24 protein-coding genes and 1 pseudogene are annotated in these 22,976 nt (G+C 58.4%); 11 read left to right on the plus strand and 14 right to left on the minus strand.

The genetic code is table 11. The features are described 5' to 3' along the window. Positions 1 to 18 precede the first annotated feature (18 nt). Positions 19 to 1,083, minus strand: a complete 1,065-nt coding sequence (locus V5E99_RS21445; RefSeq protein WP_499804252.1) for an NAD(P)H-dependent flavin oxidoreductase — start codon at positions 1,081 to 1,083, stop codon at positions 19 to 21. Positions 1,084 to 1,235: 152 nt separating this feature from the next. Further along, positions 1,236 to 3,692, minus strand: coding sequence for an autotransporter (locus tag V5E99_RS21450; protein ID WP_499804253.1), 2,457 nt, complete (start codon positions 3,690 to 3,692; stop codon positions 1,236 to 1,238). A 180-nt stretch (positions 3,693 to 3,872) separates the two neighbouring features. Here V5E99_RS21450 and acuI point away from each other — a divergent pair, with 180 nt between their 5' ends. Both acuI and V5E99_RS21460 read left to right on the plus strand, forming a co-directional pair. After that, positions 3,873 to 4,856 carry an acrylyl-CoA reductase (NADPH) gene (gene acuI, locus V5E99_RS21455; RefSeq protein WP_499804254.1) on the plus strand — a complete coding sequence of 328 codons (984 nt, stop codon included), beginning with the start codon at positions 3,873 to 3,875 and terminating at the stop codon, positions 4,854 to 4,856. Positions 4,857 to 4,918: 62 nt separating this feature from the next. Next, positions 4,919 to 5,377 (plus strand): GyrI-like domain-containing protein, encoded by a 459-nt coding sequence (locus V5E99_RS21460; RefSeq protein WP_499804255.1) that lies wholly within the window; start codon positions 4,919 to 4,921, stop codon positions 5,375 to 5,377. Here V5E99_RS21460 and ada read toward each other — a convergent pair. From ada to V5E99_RS21485, 5 genes are all read right to left on the minus strand, one after another. After that, entirely contained in the window at positions 5,374 to 6,441 is a 1,068-nt protein-coding gene (ada, locus tag V5E99_RS21465) for a bifunctional DNA-binding transcriptional regulator/O6-methylguanine-DNA methyltransferase Ada (protein ID WP_499804256.1), read from the minus strand. The genes V5E99_RS21460 and ada overlap by 4 nt on opposite strands. Before the next feature lie 86 nt (positions 6,442 to 6,527). After that, on the minus strand, positions 6,528 to 7,193 hold the full coding sequence (gene alkB / locus V5E99_RS21470; protein ID WP_499804257.1) for a DNA oxidative demethylase AlkB: 666 nt from the start codon (positions 7,191 to 7,193) through the stop codon (positions 6,528 to 6,530). A 4-nt stretch (positions 7,194 to 7,197) separates the two neighbouring features. Further along, entirely contained in the window at positions 7,198 to 7,911 is a 714-nt protein-coding gene (locus V5E99_RS21475) for a 2OG-Fe(II) oxygenase (RefSeq protein WP_499804258.1), read from the minus strand. Positions 7,912 to 8,037: 126 nt separating this feature from the next. Next, positions 8,038 to 8,214, minus strand: coding sequence for a hypothetical protein (locus V5E99_RS21480; protein WP_462009979.1), 177 nt, complete (start codon positions 8,212 to 8,214; stop codon positions 8,038 to 8,040). A gap of 29 nt (positions 8,215 to 8,243) precedes the next feature. Next, positions 8,244 to 8,546 (minus strand): DUF1883 domain-containing protein, encoded by a 303-nt coding sequence (locus tag V5E99_RS21485; RefSeq protein ID WP_499804259.1) that lies wholly within the window; start codon positions 8,544 to 8,546, stop codon positions 8,244 to 8,246. 211 nt (positions 8,547 to 8,757) lie between these two features. On the opposite strand from V5E99_RS21485, the gene V5E99_RS21490 reads away from it, so the two are divergent. After that, positions 8,758 to 9,114, plus strand: a complete 357-nt coding sequence (locus tag V5E99_RS21490) for a hypothetical protein (RefSeq protein ID WP_499804260.1) — start codon at positions 8,758 to 8,760, stop codon at positions 9,112 to 9,114. 72 nt (positions 9,115 to 9,186) lie between these two features. Then, positions 9,187 to 9,417 (plus strand): hypothetical protein, encoded by a 231-nt coding sequence (locus V5E99_RS21495; protein ID WP_499804261.1) that lies wholly within the window; start codon positions 9,187 to 9,189, stop codon positions 9,415 to 9,417. A gap of 11 nt (positions 9,418 to 9,428) precedes the next feature. Here the strand turns inward: V5E99_RS21495 and V5E99_RS21500 are convergent, their stop codons facing one another. After that, positions 9,429 to 9,710: a hypothetical protein gene (locus V5E99_RS21500; protein ID WP_499804262.1), complete on the minus strand. Its 282-nt coding sequence runs from the start codon at positions 9,708 to 9,710 to the stop codon at positions 9,429 to 9,431. Positions 9,711 to 9,850: 140 nt separating this feature from the next. Next, on the minus strand, positions 9,851 to 10,039 hold the full coding sequence (locus V5E99_RS21505; protein ID WP_059405464.1) for a hypothetical protein: 189 nt from the start codon (positions 10,037 to 10,039) through the stop codon (positions 9,851 to 9,853). A gap of 259 nt (positions 10,040 to 10,298) precedes the next feature. On the opposite strand from V5E99_RS21505, the gene galU reads away from it, so the two are divergent. Then, on the plus strand, positions 10,299 to 11,138 hold the full coding sequence (gene galU / locus V5E99_RS21510; protein WP_201196763.1) for a UTP--glucose-1-phosphate uridylyltransferase GalU: 840 nt from the start codon (positions 10,299 to 10,301) through the stop codon (positions 11,136 to 11,138). A 130-nt stretch (positions 11,139 to 11,268) separates the two neighbouring features. After that, the gene (gene gorA / locus V5E99_RS21515; protein WP_499804263.1) at positions 11,269 to 12,627 is read left to right on the plus strand and encodes a glutathione-disulfide reductase; all 1,359 of its coding nucleotides are present in this window, start codon (positions 11,269 to 11,271) and stop codon (positions 12,625 to 12,627) included. Here the strand turns inward: gorA and V5E99_RS21520 are convergent. Beyond that, entirely contained in the window at positions 12,624 to 13,634 is a 1,011-nt protein-coding gene (locus V5E99_RS21520; RefSeq protein ID WP_499804264.1) for a DNA-binding protein, read from the minus strand. The two genes, gorA and V5E99_RS21520, sit on opposite strands and share 4 nt — an antisense overlap. Before the next feature lie 177 nt (positions 13,635 to 13,811). On the opposite strand from V5E99_RS21520, the gene V5E99_RS21525 reads away from it, so the two are divergent. The 3 genes from V5E99_RS21525 to ahpF all read left to right on the plus strand — a co-directional run bounded on the left by V5E99_RS21525 (position 13,812) and on the right by ahpF (position 17,157). Continuing rightward, positions 13,812 to 14,756 (plus strand): site-specific integrase, encoded by a 945-nt coding sequence (locus V5E99_RS21525; protein ID WP_499804265.1) that lies wholly within the window; start codon positions 13,812 to 13,814, stop codon positions 14,754 to 14,756. A 145-nt stretch (positions 14,757 to 14,901) separates the two neighbouring features. Further along, complete coding sequence (gene ahpC / locus V5E99_RS21530) at positions 14,902 to 15,465, plus strand: alkyl hydroperoxide reductase subunit C (RefSeq protein WP_054050573.1); 564 nt, start codon at positions 14,902 to 14,904, stop codon at positions 15,463 to 15,465. A gap of 126 nt (positions 15,466 to 15,591) precedes the next feature. Continuing rightward, positions 15,592 to 17,157 carry an alkyl hydroperoxide reductase subunit F gene (ahpF, locus tag V5E99_RS21535; RefSeq protein WP_499804266.1) on the plus strand — a complete coding sequence of 522 codons (1,566 nt, stop codon included), beginning with the start codon at positions 15,592 to 15,594 and terminating at the stop codon, positions 17,155 to 17,157. Between the two features lie 142 nt (positions 17,158 to 17,299). On the opposite strand, the gene gloA is transcribed toward ahpF, so the two are convergent. Beyond that, positions 17,300 to 17,821, minus strand: coding sequence for a lactoylglutathione lyase (gene gloA / locus V5E99_RS21540; RefSeq protein ID WP_054050577.1), 522 nt, complete (start codon positions 17,819 to 17,821; stop codon positions 17,300 to 17,302). Between the two features lie 145 nt (positions 17,822 to 17,966). Here gloA and V5E99_RS21545 point away from each other — a divergent pair, with 145 nt between their 5' ends. Further along, on the plus strand, positions 17,967 to 18,491 hold the full coding sequence (locus V5E99_RS21545) for a DUF4946 domain-containing protein (protein WP_499804267.1): 525 nt from the start codon (positions 17,967 to 17,969) through the stop codon (positions 18,489 to 18,491). Positions 18,492 to 18,741: 250 nt separating this feature from the next. Here V5E99_RS21545 and V5E99_RS21550 read toward each other — a convergent pair whose 3' ends face one another. From V5E99_RS21550 to V5E99_RS21560, 3 genes and pseudogenes are all read right to left on the minus strand, one after another. Continuing rightward, entirely contained in the window at positions 18,742 to 19,107 is a 366-nt protein-coding gene (locus V5E99_RS21550) for a histone-like nucleoid-structuring protein, MvaT/MvaU family (protein WP_123408041.1), read from the minus strand. Positions 19,108 to 19,331: 224 nt separating this feature from the next. Continuing rightward, a pseudogene (locus tag V5E99_RS21555) lies at positions 19,332 to 20,908 on the minus strand (EAL domain-containing protein). Positions 20,909 to 20,981: 73 nt separating this feature from the next. Then, positions 20,982 to 21,845: a LysR family transcriptional regulator gene (locus tag V5E99_RS21560; RefSeq protein ID WP_499804268.1), complete on the minus strand. Its 864-nt coding sequence runs from the start codon at positions 21,843 to 21,845 to the stop codon at positions 20,982 to 20,984. 69 nt (positions 21,846 to 21,914) lie between these two features. On the opposite strand from V5E99_RS21560, the gene V5E99_RS21565 reads away from it, so the two are divergent. Then, on the plus strand, positions 21,915 to 22,859 hold the full coding sequence (locus tag V5E99_RS21565) for a DMT family transporter (protein ID WP_499804269.1): 945 nt from the start codon (positions 21,915 to 21,917) through the stop codon (positions 22,857 to 22,859). Positions 22,860 to 22,976: the final 117 nt, after the last annotated feature.

Below are 22,976 nucleotides of genomic sequence, written 5' to 3' on the forward strand. Positions count from 1 at the left end.
TGCATTGATCCAGGAGGATTAGCGTCCGGTAAATTTCGCCAGTGCTTCCTCGGCCAGACGCCGGGTCAATTCAGCCGCCGTCATTTCAACGCCCAAGGTAAACGCTTGCCCGGCCCACAGGTTGGCGAAACCGGCGGGGTCCTTGGCTCGCAGGGGCATCAGCGCACCACCGGCCAGTGGGAAGGCTGGGGCTTTTTCGTTGATCGAGCCCAGTTCACGCATTACCCGATTGAGAATCCCTCGTGCTGGTCGCCCGGTAAAAAGGTTGGTCAGCGCCGTTTCGCTTTCCTTGGCCGTGCGCAAGGCCTGGTGATGGGCTGCGCTGATCTTGGCTTCCGGGGTGAACAAATACGCCGTTCCCACTTGCACCGCCGAGGCACCCAGGTGAAATGCGGCGGCAATCCCGCGAGCATCACCGATTCCGCCCGCTGCAATCACGGGCAGTGCTACGGCATCGGCGATCTGCGGAACCAGCGCAAACGTTCCGACCTGGCTGTTCAAATCACTGCTAAGAAACATCCCGCGATGCCCGCCCGCCTCGTAACCCATGGCGATGATCGCATCGCAGCCGTGTTGTTCCAGCCAGATCGCTTCCTCGACGGTGGTCGCCGAAGAGAGGATTTTCGCACCGGTGGCTTTCACCCGATCCAGCAGTGATTGCTCGGGCAGGCCGAAGTGAAAACTCACGACCTCGGGGCGAAATTCTTCGATCACGGCGCACGTTGCGTCATCGAACGGCGCGCGATTGGACACGGGCGTGGGCGCATCGAAATCCACGCCCAGTTCCCGGTAGTAAGGCTCCAGCAGATTTTTCCACTCCCGAGCCTTTTGCTCATCCGGCGCGGGCGGTCGATGGCAGAAGAAGTTGACGTTGAACGGGCGCTGGCTGTGCTGGCGAATGGTTTTCAGCTCTTCGCGCAGTTGCTCGACGCTCAACAATGCAGCGGGCAAAGAACCCAGGCCGCCGGCGTTACTCGTGGCAATCACCATCGCTGAATCGTGGGCCCCGGCCATGGGCGCCTGGATGATCGGCAGCTCGATCCCGAGCAGGTCAAGAATGCGGGTGTCTGGCCATTGGCTCATTTGAAAACTTCTCCGACATCAAAACAGGGCAGGGACGCTAGTGTCGGTTTTGTATCAGTAATGACGGGTGCCCGGCCAGTCGGTTTTTCTGAAAGGTTAGCGTCGGTTTTTCTGAAAGGTCTTAAGCCTGGGGCCGCCAAGCTGCGGCGTATTCAACGACGATGGAATCCGCCGCCGCCCCCTCCGCCAAATGAACGGTTCATGACCTGGGAGGAGTTGTGATAGTTGTTCAGGCGCTCATTACCAGCAGAGCGCGCCGCCGATTCACGGTTGAGGTTCTGGACTTGCTGGGTGTTTGCAGGATTAACCCGAGTGGTACCGCCCTTGACCATTGACTGCCAGCCGTCGTCGGTCTTTTTGTAGACGTTGCCGTCATGCCCGGCGTAGACGTTGTCACCCACTTTGGCGGCGCTGCTGTTACGCCCTTGAATGCCCTTGTACTGGGTCGTGTTCCCGGTGTTGGGGTTGTAGACCGCGCCGCGATTGGCGGTGACTTGAGTGCCGTTGCGCACATTGCCCGCCGTGACTTTCTGGCCAGCAATGGCCCCGCCGTTGGGGCCCACCGCGACTCCACTGCGACCCGCTGCATAGTTGCCGTTATAAACGTTATGCACCGCGCCGCGCTGGCCCGCCGTGGCGATGCCGGTGCGGGAGTTGTAGGAAGATCCCACCTGACCGGCCCAGCGATTGCCGGTCCAGGCGTTGTAACCGGCGCCGTAACGGCTGACCGAGGCGCGATCACCCCATTGCCGATAGATGTTGCCCGTGCTGCCGGCCCAACCCCCCGGCCCCCAGGCGACCGCGCCGCCGTGATAGCCATAAGCGGCACCACCCCAAGGCATCGGCGCCGGGTAGAGACGTGGCCCCCACGCGTAACCCCAGCCGTAATTGCCCCACCAAGGATAGGCGCCCCAACCCCATCCCATGGCCACGGTGCTGCCACCCCAACTCCAGCCGAAGCCGAAACCGAAGGTCCAGCCAGTCCAAGGGGTGTAGCGAATTGCGACGCCAAAACCATAGGTCACCGGCGGCCCGTACCAGACAGTGCCGACCCACGGTGTGTACGGATAGCCCGTGCCATAAACCACCACACCACTGGCCGGGTCCACCGTGGAGCCCTGATACCCAGGCGTATAGCCCACGACCACCGTATCGCCATTGGCTTCATACACTTTGACGTAGGTGATGTAGTGCATGGGCGAACTGGGCGGTATCGAATAAATCACCGCCGGCACCGATGTGGCGACAGACCACGGCCCCTGAACTGACGTGGCGTTGAACCAGATACCGTTCTCGACCGCGTACCAACTCTTAGCATCGACCATGACGATCGGCGTCGGTGTGTTCACCACGTATTGCAACGGTGTGCCGCTGATGGCCTTGAGTTGCGGTTGACCGTCGAACTGCGGCGCGGTCATTTTCACCTGACTTTTCTTGATGGCCGAGGTTTGCGGGATGGTCGCAGCAATCGCCGCTTCCCGGGCCTGGGGTGTACCGGCCACCGAGGCTTTGACGTTCTCTTTGGCACTGTCATCGGGAATGTTGGCGAAGTCGGCGGGCAGTTTATCCGCTGGGGCGAAGGTCCAGGGGCCCTGCATGTCCGTTGCGTTGAACCAGCGTCCGGAGATCAGCACGTAGCTGTCCTGGTCGCCGACTTCCTTGAAGATGTGCCCCGTGGTGTTGGTCACATAGAGCAATTGCGTGCCCTGGATCGGCTGCCATTGGGGCGCGCCGTCGGTAACGATCAACTCGGTCGGCGTCGTGGCGATGTGAATCTGTGGGATGGGTGGCTTGGCGAGTGTAGGAATTTTATCTTTCGGATCGCTCTGGCCGGTCAGCAAATCCACCTGGCGGCTCTGGATCGCAGCGCTCTTGGCTTTTTCCAGGTCGGCAGAAGGAGAGGGCAGCGGCGCGTATTGGCCGCCCAGTTCATCCGCCACCATCCAGCCATCGAACACATGCAGATAATGTTTGCCTTGCGCATCCTTGAGCAGCAGCGGCCGGGTGTTGATTACCCGTTGCAACGCAGTACCGTCGACCGCCCGGTAAGCCGGCTCGCCATCGATATACACCAGCAGTGCCGGGACGTCGGAAGTGATGATGGTGGGCGGGGTGTTCTCGATCGGATCGCTACTGGATTTTTGTTCGGCAGCCAGGACGCCTACAGCGGCTTCGAGCTGGTCCAGGGAAATGGTTTTCTTGCGGCTGGCTGCATCTTTTTTCAGCGCGGCCACCCAGGTGTCGGATTGCGCTGCACTGGAGGGAAAATCTGCTTTGGTGAGGGTGTATTGATCGAGAACGACCCAGCGCGTGGCTTTGTCCACCAATGTATGGGCGCTGAACTGCACGATGCCGTAAGTGGATTTGCCATCGCCCCCGGTGGCCTCGACGGCTGCTCGCGCCTGAAGGGTATAGCCGTCCCAACTGTCGAGCTGCGGTTGATAGATCGTCAGTTTGGTGTCACCGGCCGTCAGTACCTGAGGCCAGGTCGGGCTCGCGGGCGCCTGGGCGGCGGGTGCGGCCGGTGCTTGTGGCTGTGCTGCCTGGACGCCACTGATGACGAGAAGACCGAGCATCAGAAAAACGGTAAGCGCACGAGGGTAAGGCATTGTCAGCTCCATCGACGAGGCGGCTTTTTCAGATATTTCAGGGCCGCGAAAAAAGCATAGCTTCAGGTTCTGGAAACGCTCGGTGGATTTGCCGATTGGATCAAAGTCGGGTACGGCAATGTGTTGCTTTGTGTTATTTCAATGGCACCACCACCTCAACAAACCCCTTGGGAGGCAGCGATGTTCAAAGGCATTTTGATCGACAAAGACGACAGCGGTTACCGGGCCACGCTGCAAGAGATCAGTGACGATCAACTGCCCGAAGGCGACGTGACCGTGCGGGTGGCGTACAGCACGCTGAATTTCAAGGATGGTCTGGCGATCACTGGCAGCAGTCCGGTGGTGCGAAAATTCCCCATGGTGCCGGGAATTGATCTGGCGGGCACTGTCGAAGTCAGCGGGCATCCGGACTACAAGGCCGGTGACCAGGTTGTGCTTAATGGCTGGGGTGTGGGCGAAGGGCATTGGGGCGGACTGGCACAGAAAGCCCGGCTCAATGGTGACTGGCTGATTCCGTTACCGAAAGCGTTCACACCCGCTCAGGCCATGGCCATCGGCACGGCCGGTTATACGGCGATGCTCTGCATCCTGGCGCTGGAGCACAACGGTGTCACCCCGGGCCAGGGCGACGTGCTGGTGACTGGCGCCAACGGCGGAGTAGGAAGTTTCGCCATCGCACTCTTGAGCCGGCTCGGCTATCGCGTCGTGGCGTCGACCGGTCGCACCTCGGAGCACGATTACCTCAAGCAATTGGGCGCCAGCGAGATCATTGATCGCGCGACACTCTCCGAACCGGGCAAACCGTTGGCCAAGGAGCGCTGGGCCGCCGTGATCGATTCGGTCGGCAGTCACACCCTGGCTAACGCTTGCGCGAGCACCAAGGCCAACGGCACAGTCGCTGCGTGTGGTTTGGCGCAGGGCATGGATTTTCCGGCCTCCGTCGCACCCTTCATATTGCGAGGCGTAACACTTGCCGGGATCAACAGCGTAACCCAGCCCAAAGCCAAGCGAGTCCTGGCCTGGAATCGTCTGGCCGAGGATCTGGATTTCGCCTTGTTGCCGCTGATCAGCCACGAAATCGCTTTGAGCGAAGCGATCGACGCGGCGCCGCGATTGCTCGCCGGTCAGTTGCGCGGAAGGGTTGTCGTCGACGTAAATCGCTGACAAGGTAGGCACCGATGTGGCTCGTCAGGGCCGCAAACTCATTAAAAAGGAGTGGCGCCACCATGGAAATCAAACAGGTCTATGTCGCACCGTTCAGCGTTTCGGGGCTGAAGGTGCGCACCCTCAACAATGCCGAGCAAAGCGCTGAAACAGAGAAGATTGGCCCGATGTGGGGGCGTTTTTTCAGCGAAGGCTTGAGTGAGCGTATCGCACCGCAACAACCCCCGTCGCCGATCTACGGCGTGTACTCCGGCTACGAATCCGATGCCTCGGGAGCGTTCGATGTCACCGCCGGGATCGCTGTCCTGACTCCGGCGCAAGATTACGAAACGATTCGAATCGAAGAAGGCCAATACCTGGTATTCGAAGGCAGCGGGCCGATGCCCGGCGCGGTCATAGGTGCCTGGCAACACATCTGGCGCTATTTCGAAGCCAATCCGCAGATCAAGCGCCGATTCGCCACCGATTTTGAAGCCTACACCGCCCCGGAAACCGTGGCGGTGTACATCGGCATCGTCTAAGTCAGGGTTTCTCGCGCCAGCAACTGCCGTTTGCGCTCGACGCCCCAGCGATAACCCGACAGGTTGCCGTCGCTGCGCACCACCCGGTGACAGGGGATCGCCACCGCAAGGCTGTTCGCGCCGCAGGCCTGGGCCACGGCGCGTACCGCTTTTGGCGAGCCGATGCGCTGGGCGATATCGGCGTAACTGGCGGTGCTGCCGACCGGAATTTCCAGCAGGGCTTGCCAGACCCGCTCCTGAAACGCCGTGCCGCGCACATCCAGCGGCAAATCCAGGCCGATACCCGGCGCTTCGATAAAACCCACGACTTGGGCGATCAATTGCTCGAACCCATGATCGGCGCCAATCAGGTTCGCCCGGCGGAACTTGTCCTGCAGATCGCACACCAGTTGATGCGGATCGTCGCCGAGCAAAATGGCGCAAATACCCCGGTCACTTTGCGCGACAAGAATCGCGCCCAAGGAGCACTGGCCGACGGCAAAGCGAATGTCGTTGTTCTGGCCCTCAGCTCGGTAATCGCCGGGTTTCATGCCCAACAACTGGTCCGCCGCTTCATAAAATCGACTGTTGGAATTGAAGCCCGCGTCATACAGGGCGTCGGTCACCGAGCCGCCATCGCTCAAGCGCTCGCGAACCTTGCGTGAACGATGGGCCGTGGCGTAGCCCTTGGGCGTCAGGCCGGTGACGGCTTTAAATACGCGATGGAAATGGAAACTGCTGAGTCCTGCGGCGTCGGCCAGCTCATCGAGCGCTGGCAAGCTTTCAGCGGATTCGATTTGGCGGCAGGCCGTTGCCACGGTCGCAGCATGTTGGGCGGCCACGGCGCTTTGATCCTTCGCCGCCCGTTTGCTGGGGCGATACCCGGCAGCCTCGGCCTGTTCGGCGTTATCGAAGAACTCGACGTTCTGCGGCTTCGGCAAGCGCGCCAGGCTGCTTGGGCGGCAATAGATGCCGGTGGTTTTCACCGCGTAGACAAACTGCCCGTCAGCTTTGGCGTCGCGGGCGACGACGGCCGCCCAGCGCGGGTCATTTTCGGTGGTGATTTTTGTCGAAGAGGTTGTCATGGCTTCATGTCCGGTGACGGGTTTCAGACAGATTAATCAGCCGCCGGGAACGCAGCACTCCGGGTCTTGCGGTCAAATTCGAACCTTCATTCGGCAGTACGAAAGGTGAAATTGATCCGTTGCTCGCCCAATTGCGGATGCTGCCCGTCCTTGATCGGCAAAACGCCGTGATAACGCAAACGGTCAACGCCACCCCAGACCACGACGTCACCATGAAACAGCGGCACCCGCCGGCTCTTGTCGCTGCGCTCGAAACCGCCGAACAGGAACATCGCCGGCAAACCCAGGGACACGGAAACAATCGGCGCGGCGTAGGAACCTTCGTTTTTATCCTGATGCAATGACATCTTGGCCCCTGGGATGTAGCGGTTGATCAGGCAGGAGTCCGGTACAAAATCTACAAATCCTGCCTCCCGCGCCGCCGCTTGCGCCAGCTCCAAAAACACTTCGGGCATGCGCGGCCAGGGTTGGCCGGTGTTTGGGTCGTTGCGGGTGTAAAGGTAGCCGCTGCGATCGGTGGTCCAGCCGAGCGTGCCGCAACTGCTGAGCGCCACCGACATGGTGAAACCGCCGGGCGTGACCATTTGACGAAACCGTGCGGTCAGCAGAACGGCGTCCAGCGCCGGCAGTAGTCGATCAATCAGCGGCAGGGCAAAGCCTCTGAGGACGTAGGATTGTTCGCCGATCTGCTCCCGTCGGGGCGGCTGCGCTGGCTCGGCGTCGGCGAACAGATCGAAGGTGATTGGGCTCATGGGCTCATAACGCATCGTGAAAGATGATTCCAAGGGTATGCCGTTTTCCACTGTGCAGGCGACTGACACCGTGGCGCAGGGTCACGCGGTAATAACCGCGAACACCTTTGACCGGGCGCTGGTTGACGGCAAAGATCAGCCCGTCGCCTTCCTTTAGCCCGATGACTTGGGGGCGCGATTGCATTCGCGGGCGTTGCTCGGTCAGTACGAACTCACCACCGGTGAAGTCTTCCTCGGGGTCTGACAGCAGAATCGCCACTTGCAGTGGGAAAACGTGCTCGCCGTACAGGTCCTGGTGCAGGCAGTTGTAATCCTGGGGACCGTATTGCAGCAACAGCGGCGTCGGTCGCTCCTGACCGGCGGCATGACAGCGTTCGAGGAATGCGCCATGGCTGTCGGGGAATCGGGTCGGCAGGTCCATGTGTTCGTACCAGCGATTGGCGATCGGTACCAGTCGTGGATAGAGCGCGCTGCGCAACTCGGCGACCAGGTCCGGCAACGGGTATTTGAAGTATTTGTACTCCCCGCGCCCAAAGCCGTGACGAGCCATGATGACTTGCGAACGGAAGGGGTCGTGTTGCGGGTAAAGCGCGCTGACGGCATCGCACGTTTCCAGGCTCAGCAGCGAGGGGATGATGGCGCAGCCGTCCTGATCGAGTTGCCGTTCCAGCAACGGCCAGTCCAACGCGGAGGTAGGGCGAATCGGGGAAGTAGACATGTTCTGACACCTTAACCCAAGGTCGAGGGGGCCAGTCTAGGGATCGCCGATCGAGCGAACACTCCGGCGCTTGCGGTCGAATGTCAGGCGGGGGAGCGGACGTCCAGGTTGTCGCTCCCGATCGCGTTACAACGCTTTGCTGACGCTGATGTCGCTGATCACGTCTTCGCCCTGGCCATGAATGGCATCCAGTGCGGCTTTGGCTTCGGCTTCGGTGCCGTTTTCAAGCTGGGCAAATTCGAAGCGGCGCTCGCCGTTGAGTTTGTACTTGATGACGTATTTGGTCGTTTGGGCCACGGTCATGACTACCTGTGTACGTGGTTGGGCGTCACTCAGCTCAGTTTTGTGCTGGAGCGACGGATAATCTTGATCGAGTGGGTCAGGGTCGGCTTCTTGGTCACGCTGATCGCCTTGCGGGTGATCATGTCGATGGTGATGTTCCAGAAACCGGTGCTCGGAGCGGTGATGCGCGCCGGGAACGTGTCGAATGCACCACCGTGATAGGTGTGACGGCCGCCGTTCTTGAAACTGCGGAAGTTGGCGTCGTTCATCAAGCGAATGTTGCACATTTGGGAGCACTGGATGACGACGATGTCGTCTTCATTGAGGTGCTCGCGCTGGTGGATAAATTTCATGAGGCGCCTCCAGAAGGGCTTTTTCTACAAAATCAAAACGATAGCAGGGCAATGGGCGCAGTTTATCAGCCCGAACAGGTTATTATCTGGCTGTCGGCGTCGGGTTTGACAATTAAAAACAGTTATTCGGAATTCTATGAGCGATAAAAGCAATGAGCCTCGGAGAAAAACGGCATTTACGCTGTCGGAGGGTCTTTATCGGAGGTTTTGTATGAAGTGGGGTGTCCTGGTCCTGCCGCTAGCGTTGGCGGTGAGTGGTTGTGCGAATGTCGCAGAAATCAACGAGACATTGCCGACCATGAGCGTGATCTCAGGCAAAAAGCCCCATGAGTATGCGCAATGCCTGGTCGAAAAGCTGGCTGACAGCCGTGGTGCCTTGCAACTTGAACCGCACAAGGATGGCATGCGTGTGATCGTTCCCGGGAAGTTTTCCTCAGGCCCGGCGGCTGTCTTCGACATCGAAGATCGCTCGGGTGGCAGCAGTATCAAGCTGCATGAGCGCATGTCCAATGTGCCGGTGCGCCCACGGGATGTGCGCAATGCCGCCAACGTGTGCATTTCCGGCTGATAGACTATTGACCGTCCACCCTGATGCCGCTCAAGCACTGCTTGTGCGGCATTGTTATTTCTGGAGCCGCGCATGAAGCGAGAGCAAGTTCGGGAGCGCCATGCAGAGGGCCATATCTCTGCCACCCACGTGATTCAGAATCCGGCGACTCCGGGCGAATGGATCGTGTTTTTCAAGAAGAGTGCCGGGCGTAGTTATTTTCTGGTGGATGAAAACGATGAGGTCGAATCCTTCAGTCGTCTGGATGATTTAATCGAGACCGTGCGCGGCCTCGGGATCAAGTTCGCCGAAATCCACATGTAAGGCCGTGTGCCTTATTTGCAGACCACCACTACGCTGCGGTTTTTGAAGTTGCCGACATCGACGCCCAAGGTCTTGTCGCTTTCCTTGGTGGCCGGGGTGCCGTTGGTGCTGACGATTCGGTAGCCGGTGCCGGCGCAGGAATCATCAGCCTTTTCGTAGCAGGTGGCCCACGAATTGGCTTCGCCGGAGCAGTCGATGCTCAGGCCTTGTTCGCCGTTTTTCAAGTAAGTGCTTTCTGAAGTGGCACAGCCAGTCAGCGCCAGTACCGCAATCAGTGCCAGAAATTTGTTCATGTCGTGTTCATCGTCAAGGGAAGGGCTAAACGCTGTGACAGCGCCGGTATCGAAAGGTTATGGCGAGTGGCCAGTCCTGTGAAAATAAAACATAAAAAAGCCCTGCATCAAGGCAGGGCTGCGGTCGTGTCAGCAACCGTTCAGGATTTGTCCTTGCCGCGTCGTTTCGGGCCTGCGGGTTGATCTTGCAACACCGATGCCACCTCGATCGCCAACGCTTCGGTCGGAAAAGGCCCGGCAATATTCTCGCCGCCGACGCTGTCCACCCACCACTGGCCGTCTTTTGCCTGATTGATCAGGTACCCGTTGACGCTTTTTGCTACCGACATCTATCTGCCTCGTTGACTGGGTTCAATGGCGCCATCATAGCGCCAAATGCACGCAACGGGTGCGGATGGGCGTATGGTGGTGCGATTGTCGGTCGGCGCAAATTCAACGGTCTGTGCTATCTATTAAGGCTCACGGGAACTATCCGCCAGAATATTTCTCTATGATGGCATCGGTTAGCCAGTGCGGGGCATTGTAAGGTGCACGCCGCCTGATTAGACTGCGCCGAAACTCGTACACACAGCCCTTTCAAGGACTTATATGATCAAGAAATGCTTGTTCCCAGCAGCCGGTTACGGTACTCGCTTCCTGCCAGCGACTAAAGCCATGCCCAAAGAAATGCTGCCGGTGGTAAACAAGCCACTGATCCAGTACGGCGTCGAAGAAGCACTGGACGCCGGGTTGACCGAAATCTCCATCGTGACCGGTCGCGGCAAACGTGCTCTGGAAGACCACTTTGACATCAGCTACGAGCTGGAAAACCAGATCAAGGGCACCGACAAGGAAAAATACCTGGTCGGCATCCGCAAGCTGCTCGACAACTGCTCGTTCTCCTACACTCGCCAGACCGAAATGAAAGGCCTGGGTCACGCGATCCTGACCGGCCGTCCGCTGATCGGTGACGAACCGTTCGCCGTGGTGCTGGCGGATGACTTGTGCGTCAACCTTGAAGGCGACGGCGTGCTGACCCAAATGGTCAAGCTGTACAAACAGTACCGCTGCTCGATCATCGCGATTCAGGAAGTCGACCCGCAGGAAACCAACAAGTACGGCGTAATCGCCGGTGACTTGATCGGTGATGACCTGTACCGCGTGCGCAATATGGTTGAAAAACCAGCACCGGAAGATGCACCGTCGAACCTGGCGATCATCGGTCGTTACATTCTGACTCCGGACATCTTTGACCTGATCAAACAAACCGAGCCAGGCAAGGGCGGCGAGATCCAGATCACCGACGCCTTGATGAAACAGGCGCAGAACGGTTGCGTGATTGCCTACAAGTTCAAGGGCAAGCGTTTCGACTGCGGCGGCGCTGAAGGCTACATCGAAGCGACCAACTTCTGCTTCGAGAACTTCTACAAGACTGGCAAGGCTTATTAATAACGCCTGACCCACTTGTATTGAGAAAGCCACCTTCGGGTGGCTTTTTCATTTTCTGCCCCCATGTAGTTCGCAACGCTTGCCCAACGGACGTCTGCGGGTATGCTGATGGCCTGCCGAGGAGATAGAAATGGCCTACGATTTTGACCTTTATGTGATTGGCGCCGGTTCCGGCGGTGTGCGGGCGGCGCGGTTCGCGGCCGGTTTTGGCGCGAAAGTGGCCGTGGCCGAAAGCCGTTATCTGGGCGGTACGTGCGTGAACGTGGGCTGTGTGCCGAAAAAATTGCTGGTTTACGGTGCGCATTTCGCCGAAGACTTCGAGCAGTCTTCGGGTTTCGGCTGGACTCCGGGCCAGGCAACGTTTGATTGGGGTACGTTGATCGCCAACAAGGATCGCGAGATCAATCGCCTTAACGGTATTTATCGCAACTTGCTGGTCAACAGTGGTGTGACCTTGCATGAAGGCCACTCCAAGATCGTCGACCCGCACACGGTCGAGATCAATGGCGAGCGCCACACCGCCAAAAATATCCTCATCGCCACGGGTGGCTGGCCGCAGATCCCCGAAATTCCGGGGCATGAGCACGCGATCAGCTCCAACCAGGCGTTCTTCCTCAAAGAGCTGCCCAAGCGTGTTCTGGTGGTTGGCGGTGGCTACATCGCCGTCGAGTTCGCCGGGATTTTCCACGGCCTTGGCGCCGAGACCACGCTGCTGTATCGCGGCGATCTGTTCCTGCGCGGCTTCGATGGCGCGGTGCGCAAGCACTTGCAGGAAGAGCTCACCAAGCGCGGGATGAACCTGCAATTCAACGCCGATATCGAACGCATAGAAAAGCAAGCCGATGGCAGCCTGAAAGCGACGCTCAAGGATGGTCGCGAGCTGGAAGCCGACTGTATTTTCTACGCCACGGGCCGACGTCCGATGCTGGACAACCTCGGGCTGGAAAATACCGGCGTCACACTCGACAAGAAAGGTTTTGTCGAAGTGGACGAGCAGTATCAAACCGCTGAGCCGTCGATCCTGGCGTTGGGCGATGTGATCGGCCGGGTACAACTGACCCCGGTGGCGCTCGCTGAAGGCATGGCCGTTGCGCGGCGCTTGTTCAAGCCTGAGCAATATCGTCCGGTGGATTACAAAATGATCCCAACCGCAGTGTTCAGCTTGCCGAACATTGGCACCGTTGGCCTGAGCGAAGAAGATGCCCGGGAAGCCGGTCACGAAGTGGTGATCTACGAAAGCCGTTTCCGGCCGATGAAGCTGACCCTGACCGAATGCCAGGAGCGCACGCTGATGAAGCTGGTGGTGGACGCCAAGACTGACAAGGTCTTGGGGTGCCACATGGTCGGCCCGGACGCCGGCGAAATTGTGCAAGGCCTGGCGATCGCGCTGAAGGCTGGCGCCACCAAGCGCGATTTTGACGAAACCATCGGCGTGCATCCCACGGCCGCCGAAGAGTTCGTCACCATGCGCACGCCGGTCGCGGGTTAATCGTCCTTCGCTGTGTCTGGCGCGGTTGCAACGACCGCTGCCAGGCGCACGCTTTCATCCAGGCGGGCCTGGGTCTTTGCCAATTCAATTTCCAATGACTGATTGATCTGCGACTGCTCGTCAACGTTCTGCTTGAGTGCCTGGCTTTCCAGCAGAGCAATGCGCAAGCGTTCCTGGAGCAGGGTGCGCTCACTGTCGACGCGATTGGCTTGCTCCAGCAATTGATCCTGTCGGCTGTTCGCTTGCTTGAGGTGCTCCTGCAGCAGGCTCAGCTCCCGCAGCGTGCCGCGACTCTCGGTCAGCACTCGCTCGTTGTCGCGGTGCAACTGGGTGATTTCATCTTGGCGGACGAGGGCGCTTTGCTGAGCTTGGCGCAATTCCATCTGAATCTGTTGCACCTGGCTTTCGTGGCGCCGCTGGTCCTGTTCGCGCTGTTCCTTGACGGCGTTGCGATAGTGTTCCAGCGCATCCCGGGCGTGCAGGTGTTTTTCTTCGAGGGAGCGGATCTGCTCGTCCTTGTCCTGCAAGCGTAATTCGAAATCCGCCAGCGCCTGATTCAGCCCGGCGTTGCGGGTTTGCTCGGTCTGCAGCATCGAACGAGTTTCCAGCAGCGCGTCGGACTCCTGGGTCAGCGCCAGGCTTTGAATCTCGTATTGCTGGTGCAGTTCGCTATTGGCCTCGCGGGCTTCATCAAGCTGTGTTTCCAATGCTTTGCGCTGACGATCGAACTGCTCGCGCGCCTGATCGATGGGCTCTTGCGCCTGTTCTTTCAGGCGCTGCGCCAGCCGCGAAACCAAGCCTGCCAGCTCATCATCAATAGGTTCGGACGTGTCTTCGACGCGTTCCGGGCCGCCATCCAGTTCCTTCAAATAGCGATGAATCGTGGTTTTCGAGCCGGTATTCCCCATCTCGATACGTACTGCGTCAATGCTTGGGTTTTCGCCACGGGCGAGGATCGCCAGACGCGCTGCTTGCACCACCGCTTTATTTACACCGCCACGAGCCATGAGTTCTCCTACGATTTCGTACTGTAGTATGTACCACTAATAAAGCATTGTACCACGCACTCTTAAAAGTTAAATCCTTTCAATAACTGACACGGGATATACTGGTATTACCCCGTGTGATGAGCTGTTCATTCGGTTTTTACCCGCCAAAGCGGTACGTTTTCGAGAGTTGAGCCCATGTCCGATCTGGATCGCTACCTGCAAGCCGCCACCCGCGACAACACCCGACGCAGCTACCGGGCGGCCATCGAGCATTTCGAAGTCAGTTGGGGCGGGTTTCTGCCGGCGACCAGCGACAGCGTCGCGCGCTATCTGGTCGCGCATGCGGGCGTGCTGTCGATCAATACACTGAAGCTGCGCCTCTCGGCGTTGGCGCAATGGCACAACAGTCAGGGCTTTGCCGATCCGACCAAGGCGCCGGTGGTGCGTCAGGTGTTCAAGGGCATTCGCGCATTGCACCCGGCGCAGGAGAGGCAGGCCGAGCCGTTGCAGCTTCAACATCTGGAGCAAGTGGTCGCCTGGCTTGAGCAAGAAGCGCAAGCGGCCCGTGCTGAAGGCAATCAGCCGGGATTACTGAGAGCGCGGCGCGACATGGCGCTGATCCTGCTGGGCTTCTGGCGCGGCTTTCGCAGCGATGAGTTATGTCGCTTGCAGATCGAGCATGTAAAAGCCATCGCCCAATCGGGGATCACCCTCTATCTGCCACGTAGCAAGAGCGACCGGGAAAACCTTGGCAAGACGTTCCAGACCCCGGCGTTGCAGCGTTTGTGTCCGGTGCAGGCCTACATCGACTGGATCACCGAAGCCGCGCTGGTTCGTGGTCCTGTATTTCGCGGCATCGACCGTTGGGGGCATTTGAGCGAGGAGGGCTTGCACGCCAACAGCGTGATTCCATTGCTGCGCCAGGCGCTGGAACGCGCCGGCATTCCCGCCGAGCATTACACCAGTCACTCCTTGCGCCGGGGCTTTGCGACGTGGGCTCACCAAAGCGGTTGGGATTTGAAGTCGTTGATGAGTTATGTGGGCTGGAAGGATATGAAATCCGCCATGCGCTATGTTGAAGCCAGCCCGTTTCTTGGGATGACGCCCCTTGCGGAAAAAGCCATTGGCGCTGCTCAGTAAGTTTTCTTCTATTAATACGTCCGGCTAATAGCGAAAACCAATTACCAGCATGAGCTTTGCCAATGAGCCATCCGTCCATCGAGTGGGTAGGATTCACCCCATCAACTTCTTAACCAAACTTTTCAACCCTGACGGAGAGTCACCGATGCCTATCATCAACAGCCAAGTTAAACCGTTCAAAGCTACCGCTTACAAAAATGGCGACTTCGTACAAGTGTCGGACGCTGACCTGAAAGGCAAGTGGTCGGTCGTGTTCTTCTACCCAGCCGACTTCACCTTCGTTTGCCCAACCGAACTGGAAGACCTGGCTGACAACTACGCCGCGTTCCAGAAACTGGGCGTCGAGATCTACAGCGTTTCCACTGACACCCACTTTGCTCACGCGGCCTGGCACAACACTTCGCCAGCGATCGGCAAAATCGAATACACCATGATCGGCGACCCAACCCACGCCATCTCCCGCAACTTCGACGTGCTGATCGAAGAAGTTGGCCTGGCCGACCGTGGCACCTTCGTGATCAACCCGGAAGGCCAGATCAAAATCGTTGAACTGAACGACGGCGGTGTTGGCCGTGACGCTTCCGAGCTGCTGCGCAAAATCAAGGCTGCTCAGTACGTCGCTGCTCACCCAGGCGAAGTGTGCCCAGCCAAGTGGAAAGAAGGCGAGGCCACTCTGGCTCCGTCCCTGGACCTAGTCGGCAAGATCTAAGTCTGTGAAAAAAGCCACACCAGGGCGGGTTTCCGCACCTAAGTAAGCTGCAACCGCCCTCAAAAACGCCCGGGCGAGATTCGCTCGGGCGTTTTTTTATGAACGAAACAAAAGGAAATCGCCCGTATGTTGGACGCCAATCTTAAAGCCCAGTTGAAATCGTACCTGGAACGGGTCACCCAGCCGATCGAGATCGTTGCTTCCCTCGACGACGGTGCGAAATCCCAGGAAATGCTCGAACTGCTGAAAGAAGTTGCCAGCCTTTCGACTCAAATTACGTTGCTCGACAACGGTGACGATGCACGCAAGCCATCGTTCTCGATCAACCGCCCGGGTGCCGACATCAGTCTGCGTTTTGCCGGCATCCCGATGGGCCACGAATTCACCTCGCTGGTGCTGGCCTTGCTACAAGTCGGCGGCCACCCTTCGAAAGCCAGCGTTGAAGTGATCGAACAGATCCGCTCGCTCAAAGGCCAGTTCAGCTTTGAGACTTATTTCTCGCTGTCCTGCCAGAACTGCCCGGACGTCGTCCAGGCGTTGAACCTGATGGCGGTGCTGAACCCGAACATCCGCCACGTTGCCATCGACGGTGCGTTGTTCCAGGCCGAAGTCGATGATCGCAAGATCATGGCGGTGCCCAGCATCTACCTCAACGGCGAACTCTTCGGCCAGGGCCGCATGGGCCTGGAAGAAATCCTCGCCAAGATCGACACCAGCGGTGCCGAGCGCCAGGCCGAGAAGATCAGCGCCAAGGAAGCTTTTGACGTATTGATCGTCGGCGGCGGCCCGGCCGGTGCTTCGGCTGCAATCTACGCCGCGCGTAAAGGTATCCGCACGGGTGTGGCCGCTGAACGTTTTGGTGGGCAGGTGCTGGACACCATGGCCATCGAGAACTTCATCTCCGTACAGGAAACCGAGGGGCCGAAACTGGCCAGCGCTCTGGAAGAACACGTCAAGCAGTACGACGTCGACATCATGAACCTGCAACGGGCCACTGCGCTGATCCCGGCGAAGAATGCCGGCGAGTTGCACGAAGTGCGCTTCGAAAGCGGCGCCGGCCTGAAAACCAAGGCGCTGATCCTCGCCACCGGGGCCCGCTGGCGCGAAATGGGTGTGCCGGGCGAGCAGCAATACAAAGCCAAAGGTGTGTGCTTCTGCCCGCACTGCGACGGTCCGCTGTTCAAGGGCAAGCGTGTGGCGGTCATCGGCGGCGGTAACTCCGGCGTTGAAGCGGCCATTGACCTGGCTGGTATCGTCAGCCACGTCACACTGCTGGAATTCGACAGCAAGCTGCGCGCCGATGCGGTGTTGCAACGCAAGTTGTACAGCCTGCCGAACGTCAACGTCATCACCAGCGCGCTGACCAGCGAAGTGAAAGGTGACGGGGAGAAGGTCACCGGTCTGGTCTACAAGGATCGCGATTCGGGCGAGTTCAACACGGTCGAGCTGGAAGGGATCTTTGTACAGATCGGTTTGCTGCCGAACACCGACTGGCTCAAAGGTACCGTCGAGTTGTCGCCCCGTGGCGAGATCATCGTCGATGCTCGCGGTGAAACCTCGCTGCCGGGTGTGTTCGCTGCCGGCGACGTGACCACTGTGCCGTACAAGCAGATCGTGATTGCAGTGGGAGAGGGCGCCAAGGCTTCCCTGAGCGCATTCGATCACCTGATCCGGACGTCGGCCCCGGCTTAAAGGCCAGCGCTGAAAACACAAAACCCCATGAGTGATCATGGGGTTTTTTGTGTGTGGCGAAAAAGATCGCAGCCTGCGGCAGCTCCTACAAAAGACCGGTCGTGCTTGATTCTGGCGACGCCTGCGATCTTTTGATTTCGCTTTACATCGGCGCAGGCTGAATGATCTCGACCCAATAAGCATCCGGGTCTTTGATGAACGCCAGGCTCTTCATCCGACCGTCGTTCAAACGCTTCTGGAAATCACAGCCCAGCGCTTCAAAACGCTCACAAGCCGCGCGAATGTCCGGTACCGAGATGCAGATATGACCGAAGCCGCGCGGGTCGGTGTTGCCGTTGTGATAGGCGAATTCCGGATCGTTCTCGGTGCCGTGGTTGTGGGTCAGTTCCAGGATGCCCGGGATCGACTTCATCCACTCGGTCCGCGCGGCGGCATCGGCCGGGATCTGGTTTTTATCGACCAGCGCCAGGAAGTACAGACTGAACTCGGCTTCCGGGAAGTCGCGCTTTTCAACCAGCGAGAAACCGAGAATGCGCGTGTAGAAATCCAGGGACTTGGTGATGTCCTTGACCCGCAGCATGGTGTGGTTGAAAACGAACTTCTGGGTCGCGGTATCAGGTGCGGCGGTGACGCCGGGGAAGGTGTTCAATTCGTGCAGGCTCATGGGCCCTCCGGAAAATAAGTGGGGCTGGCGAATGGTCGCAATGATACGCAAGCGTCCCGACATCGCCAAACCAAAACCGCCGGCTATTGCCTGGCGGCCGGGGGAGGCTCAGACTTTGCCGTTCAATCTGTGAGTGCCCCTCGTAATGATCCGACCGTTCTCTTCGCTATTCGTTTTCACGGGTTTTTTTGCTCTGGCCACGGCGGCGCAGGCTGACACCCCGAGCATTACCTGGCCAACCGGTTGGGAGGTTGAAGTCGTCGCGCCAAACGAAGCCACGCCGCAGGTGTCCCGCCAGCGTGCGGTGAAAAACGACGCCGAGGGTAATCAGGTGCTGGTGATGGAATTGACGACGACCCCCGTGGAAAGTGGCCATCAGGTGAATTTGCAGGGCGTGTTGCTGGAGATGCGCAAGTCGGTGCAGAAGGACTTTTTCCAGGGGGGCTATCAAAGTGTCTGCAACAAGATTCATCCGGCTACATTGAGTCAGTTGTCAGCGCTTGAAACCACTTGCACGGTCACCCAAAACGGTCGGCATGTGCTGTCGCAAACATTGGTTGCCGCCGTCGAGGCCGACAAGGCCTATGTTCTTTCCTATGCCGGGCAGGCGGAGGTTTATAAGGCAAGTCAGGACGAAATAGAGGCTGCTCGTAACAGCTTGAAACTTTAGAAGAGGCATTGCCTGGCGGCAGATATCAGCAACGCTTAGATACCCAAAGGCATTAAGCATAAAGTTAGCGTGCCACTATCGAATGCTCTGGGCGTTGATACGTTGGGGCGATTTCACCGATGTTTTACGCTTTCAAGCGCGGCTCATCACAAGACATTGGCAACTTGTTCGACGACTATCGTTGCATTTGTTAGATATCACCCATGAAAAAGCCCTGCTTTAGCAGGGCTTTTGTTGTGACGGCGAGGGGTTAACCGCGCAACCAGGAATCAACAGTGGCAGCGCCGTACTGTTCTTTCCAGGCTTTCAGGCCACGGTGGTTGCCGCCCTTGGTTTCAATCAGTTCACCGGTGTGCGGGTTGTGATAGACCTTGACCACACGAGCGCGGCGGGTTTTAGGCGCGGCGGCTTGTTGCAGGCCCGATTTAGCCGGGTTCGGATCGAGAATGGCGATGATGTCGCGCAGGCTTTTGCCGTAGGTTTTCATCAGCCCCTGGAGCTTTTCTTCGAATTCGATTTCTTTCTTGAGCCCGGCATCGTTCTTCAGGGATTCCAGCTGCTTGAGCTGTTCTTGAAGGGCCTTTTCAGCTGCACGAAATTCAGCGAGTCTGGACAATATCTTTACTCCAATAGTGTGTTTGGCTGATACCAACCGCAAACAAAGCTATAAGCCAAGAGCCTTGAAGCGACTCGGTGATAATGGCTCACCTGCCAATCTTGCACAGGCAAGAAAAATTGTAGTAGTTAATTGCCCAAGAGTAAATCCTGTCTTTTTCTTCATGTAACAACAGCAGTCTTTTGATTCAATTTGGTGCAGTGTTTCGTTATTTGACCGATGAGTTAATGGTGACTTAATGCATTAATGAAGTCGGCGCCAGGCATCGGCCGGCCAAACAGGTAGCCTTGCAGAAAGTTCACCTGGTGGGCCGTCAGGTAATCGCTTTGCTCCTGAGTTTCCACACCTTCAGCAACAATTCCCAAGTCCAGCTTGGCCGAAAGTTCGATGATGCTGTCCAGAATGTGCCCGGAGAGGGCATCGGCGCCGATCATGGCGACGAAACTCTGATCGATTTTCAGGAAATCCACATTGAACTGACGCAGATAACCCAGGCTTGAATGGCCGGTCCCAAAGTCATCGATCGCAATCATCACCCCCAACCCATGAAGTTGTTCGAACAATTGATGAGTGATGGCCGTGGGTTCGATCAGTTCACGCTCGGTCAACTCCAGCACCAGGCTGATGCTGCCGGGTGCGAAGGCACGGAGAAACTCGCGACAATCCTCTACCAGTTCCAGATCCTGGCAGTGATGTTGATACCGATATGAAACGCCCCGTCGAACGACGCCGAAACCGGCCCCAGCAACGCAGCGGTCTGGCGCATCAATGCGCGGGTCATCGGCACGATCAGCCCCGAGTGCTCGGCAAACGGGATAAACAGGTCCGGCCGCACCAGGCCTTCCTTAGGGTGCTTCCAGCGCATCAACACTTCGGCGCCGCTCCACCTTTTAGTGTCTCCGTGCACCACCGGTTGAAAGTACGGAATGAACTCCCCAGCCTCCAGCGCGCGCTGCAATTCGACGCTGGGCGATGAGGCTCGCTTCTGCAGAAAATGCCCGATCGAGCCCGAAACCACGCCAAAAAAGATCAGCAGGCTGAATAACAGCGGGTATTCGCGGCGCATGTAGCGCCAGGTTTCGCCCTCGGGGAAACCGGCGGCCACGGTAAAGGCATAGGGTTCGGATACCCGGGTGCTTTGCGCCACCGGCAAGGCGGGCAGAGCGCCGTCATGGACTTTGCCGTCGGCGGACAGCCAGTTATTGCCAACTTCCAGCAGCAGCGCAGTCTGGCGCCCGATCAGCCGTAGCACGTTGCTCAGGTGATAACCGTCGAGGGTGGTCAGCGCGCCCTTTTTTTCGTCGCTGAGGCGATACACCAGCAACGCCGTGTCGGGCGTCACCGGGTTGCCGCTCATCAGCCACAACTGGCCCTTGGTGTAGTCGCCGGGGTTGACCTTCTCCTGATAGTCACCAAACAGCGAACTGCAATAGATCATGTTGTCGTACACCAGGTTGGTCGAGCGCACGAAGGGCCGGCGAGTGACTTGTTCACGCAAGGCCAGTTTGGCGTCGTTGCAGCTATCGCCGGCCAATGGCAGCAGCACGCGCGCGGCCTCGGCGGTGTTGTCGAGCATCAGATTGAACTGGCGCAGGGCTTCGTCGGCGGTTTGTTCGGTACTTTGTTTCAATGCGCGTTCGGCTTGCATGTAGAGGATGGAAAATCCCAGAAGCACCGGCAGCACTGCGCTCAAAACAGTGACGGCCATCCGGGTGCGGCGCGAGCGGCGGGATTTGACGGTCAGTGGCATTTGCGAAACCTGATAAGAAGAAATAGGGCTCTCAAATGCTGGCAACGTCATATGTGGCTTGCCAAAAAGAGTTCACTCACTGGCCATGATAGATGCCCGTTTGCGCTTACGCTGCTCAACTGCCTTACAGACTCGTCGCCAACTTGATAAACGCCAGTGTCGCCGGCGAAGACTGGCGCTGGTCCAGCACCGCCAACCCGACCTGGCGTTTAACGGCTGGCAGCAGTGGTCTTTTCACATAGCGACGATCCTGTTCGTCCGGCAACGAGCTTTCGGCCACGACCGTCAACGCATCGCCACGGCCGACGGTGTCCAGAGTGCTGAGCAGTTGCGAGCAGCGAAAACGGATGTTCGGCTTCAGTCTGGCGGCGCTGAACAACCGGGAAACCAGCTCGGAAGAACCGGCTTCGGTCAGCACAAACGGGTCGTGGCACAAGTCACTCAACCTCAGGCTGTCGCGCGCCGTCAGCGGATGATCAACAGGCAGCAGCGCGACCATCTGATCCTCAAGCAAGGCAAAGGTGTCGAACCGTTCCTCGGGCAGCACCACAAAACCGATGTCGATACGCCGCTCTTCGAGCCACTGGATCACCTGCCGGTCGGGGCCTTCGTCGATATGCACTTCGATTCCGGGATGCGCTGCTCGGTAATGCTGGAGGATCTTCGGCAACAGTTTGATCGAGGAGGTCGGGCCGAATGAACCGATGCGCAGCGTGCCGCGCTTCATTCCCCGGGCATCGGCCGCTTCCTGGCGCAACGTGTTGGCCAGTCCGAGCATCGCCCGGGCGCGCAACAGTAGCTGTTGACCGATGTCACTGAGCTCGACCTGGGACTGATGCCGACGCAGCAAGTCGACGCCCAACTCTTGTTCCAGCGATTTGAGCGCGTGGGAAACCGCCGACTGCGTGATCCCCAGGCGATTGGCCGCCGCAGTGAAGCCACGCAGTTCGGCCACCAGGGAGAAGATTTCCAGTTGGGTCAGGGTCATGAGCTTTTACTCATTTTACGATGATCGGACATTAGCCCGATGATACGGCATCTGATCTTCCGGTGACTTATGAATAGCGATGAGCAAAACCTGACAAACACCTCGGATGTGCCGGTGTATCTGAAGTTGGCGGCCGTCACCATGATCTGGGGAGGGACCTTCGTGGCCGGGCGTTTCCTGGCCGATGGCCTCAGCCCGTTGTTTGCGGCAAGTCTCAGATTTTTACTCGCCAGTGTGGCGTTGCTGTTGTTCGCAGGGCTGGCCCGTGTGCCCCTGATAAGGCCAAGCCTGGGGCAATGGCTGCAATTGACGCTGCTGGGCTTCTTCGGGATTTTTTTCTACAACCTGTGCTTCTTCTACGGACTGCATTACATCAATGCCTCCCGGGCGTCGTTGATCGTGGCGTTGAATCCGGCAGTGATTGGCTTGGCGTCATGGTTGTTGTTCAAGGAGCGCTTGAGCCGGGCAAAAGTGGCCGGGATCGTGATCTGTATTGCCGGGGCTGGAACCGTGATCGTCAGCCGCAACCCGCAGTTGCTGGCGGCCAACGCGCAGGCGTGGATCGGCGATCTGCTGATCTTCGGCTGTGTGCTGAGTTGGGGTATTTACTCACTGTTTTCCAAAAGCCTGAATCAGGCATTGGGGCCTGTGCAAACGGTGATGTACTCGATTTTGCTGGGCACGGCGATGCTGTGGCTGGCCAGTGCCGTGCGCGGCGAGTTGCGTGTCGATGCGCTCCTCAGCCTGGGCCCGCAGCAATGGTTGAGCCTGATGTACCTCGGCATTCTAGGATCGGCACTGGCCTACATCGGCTATTACGACGGCCTGCGCAAAATCGGCGCGACCCGCTCCGGCGTGTTCATCGCGTTGAATCCGCTGACCGCCGTGATCCTCGGTGCGTTGCTGTTGGACGAACAGCTGACGTTGCCCATGTGCGTGGGGGGCGGGCTGATTCTGGCGGGGATTTACCTGTGCAACAAACCGCTTGCACCGGCCACGAAAAAGGGGATTTGATACAGAAGGCGGACAAACCGTTTTACGCTGTGTAGAATCGGGTTACGCATACAATAATAAACGTCTTCTGGCAGCAGAAGCCTCGCCCGCAAGAGCCTTGGGTCGACAATGAAGAGT

The organism is Janthinobacterium sp. LPB2021202312-11-4 (assembly GCF_037049705.1).
Taxonomy (GTDB): domain Bacteria; phylum Pseudomonadota; class Gammaproteobacteria; order Pseudomonadales; family Pseudomonadaceae; genus Aquipseudomonas.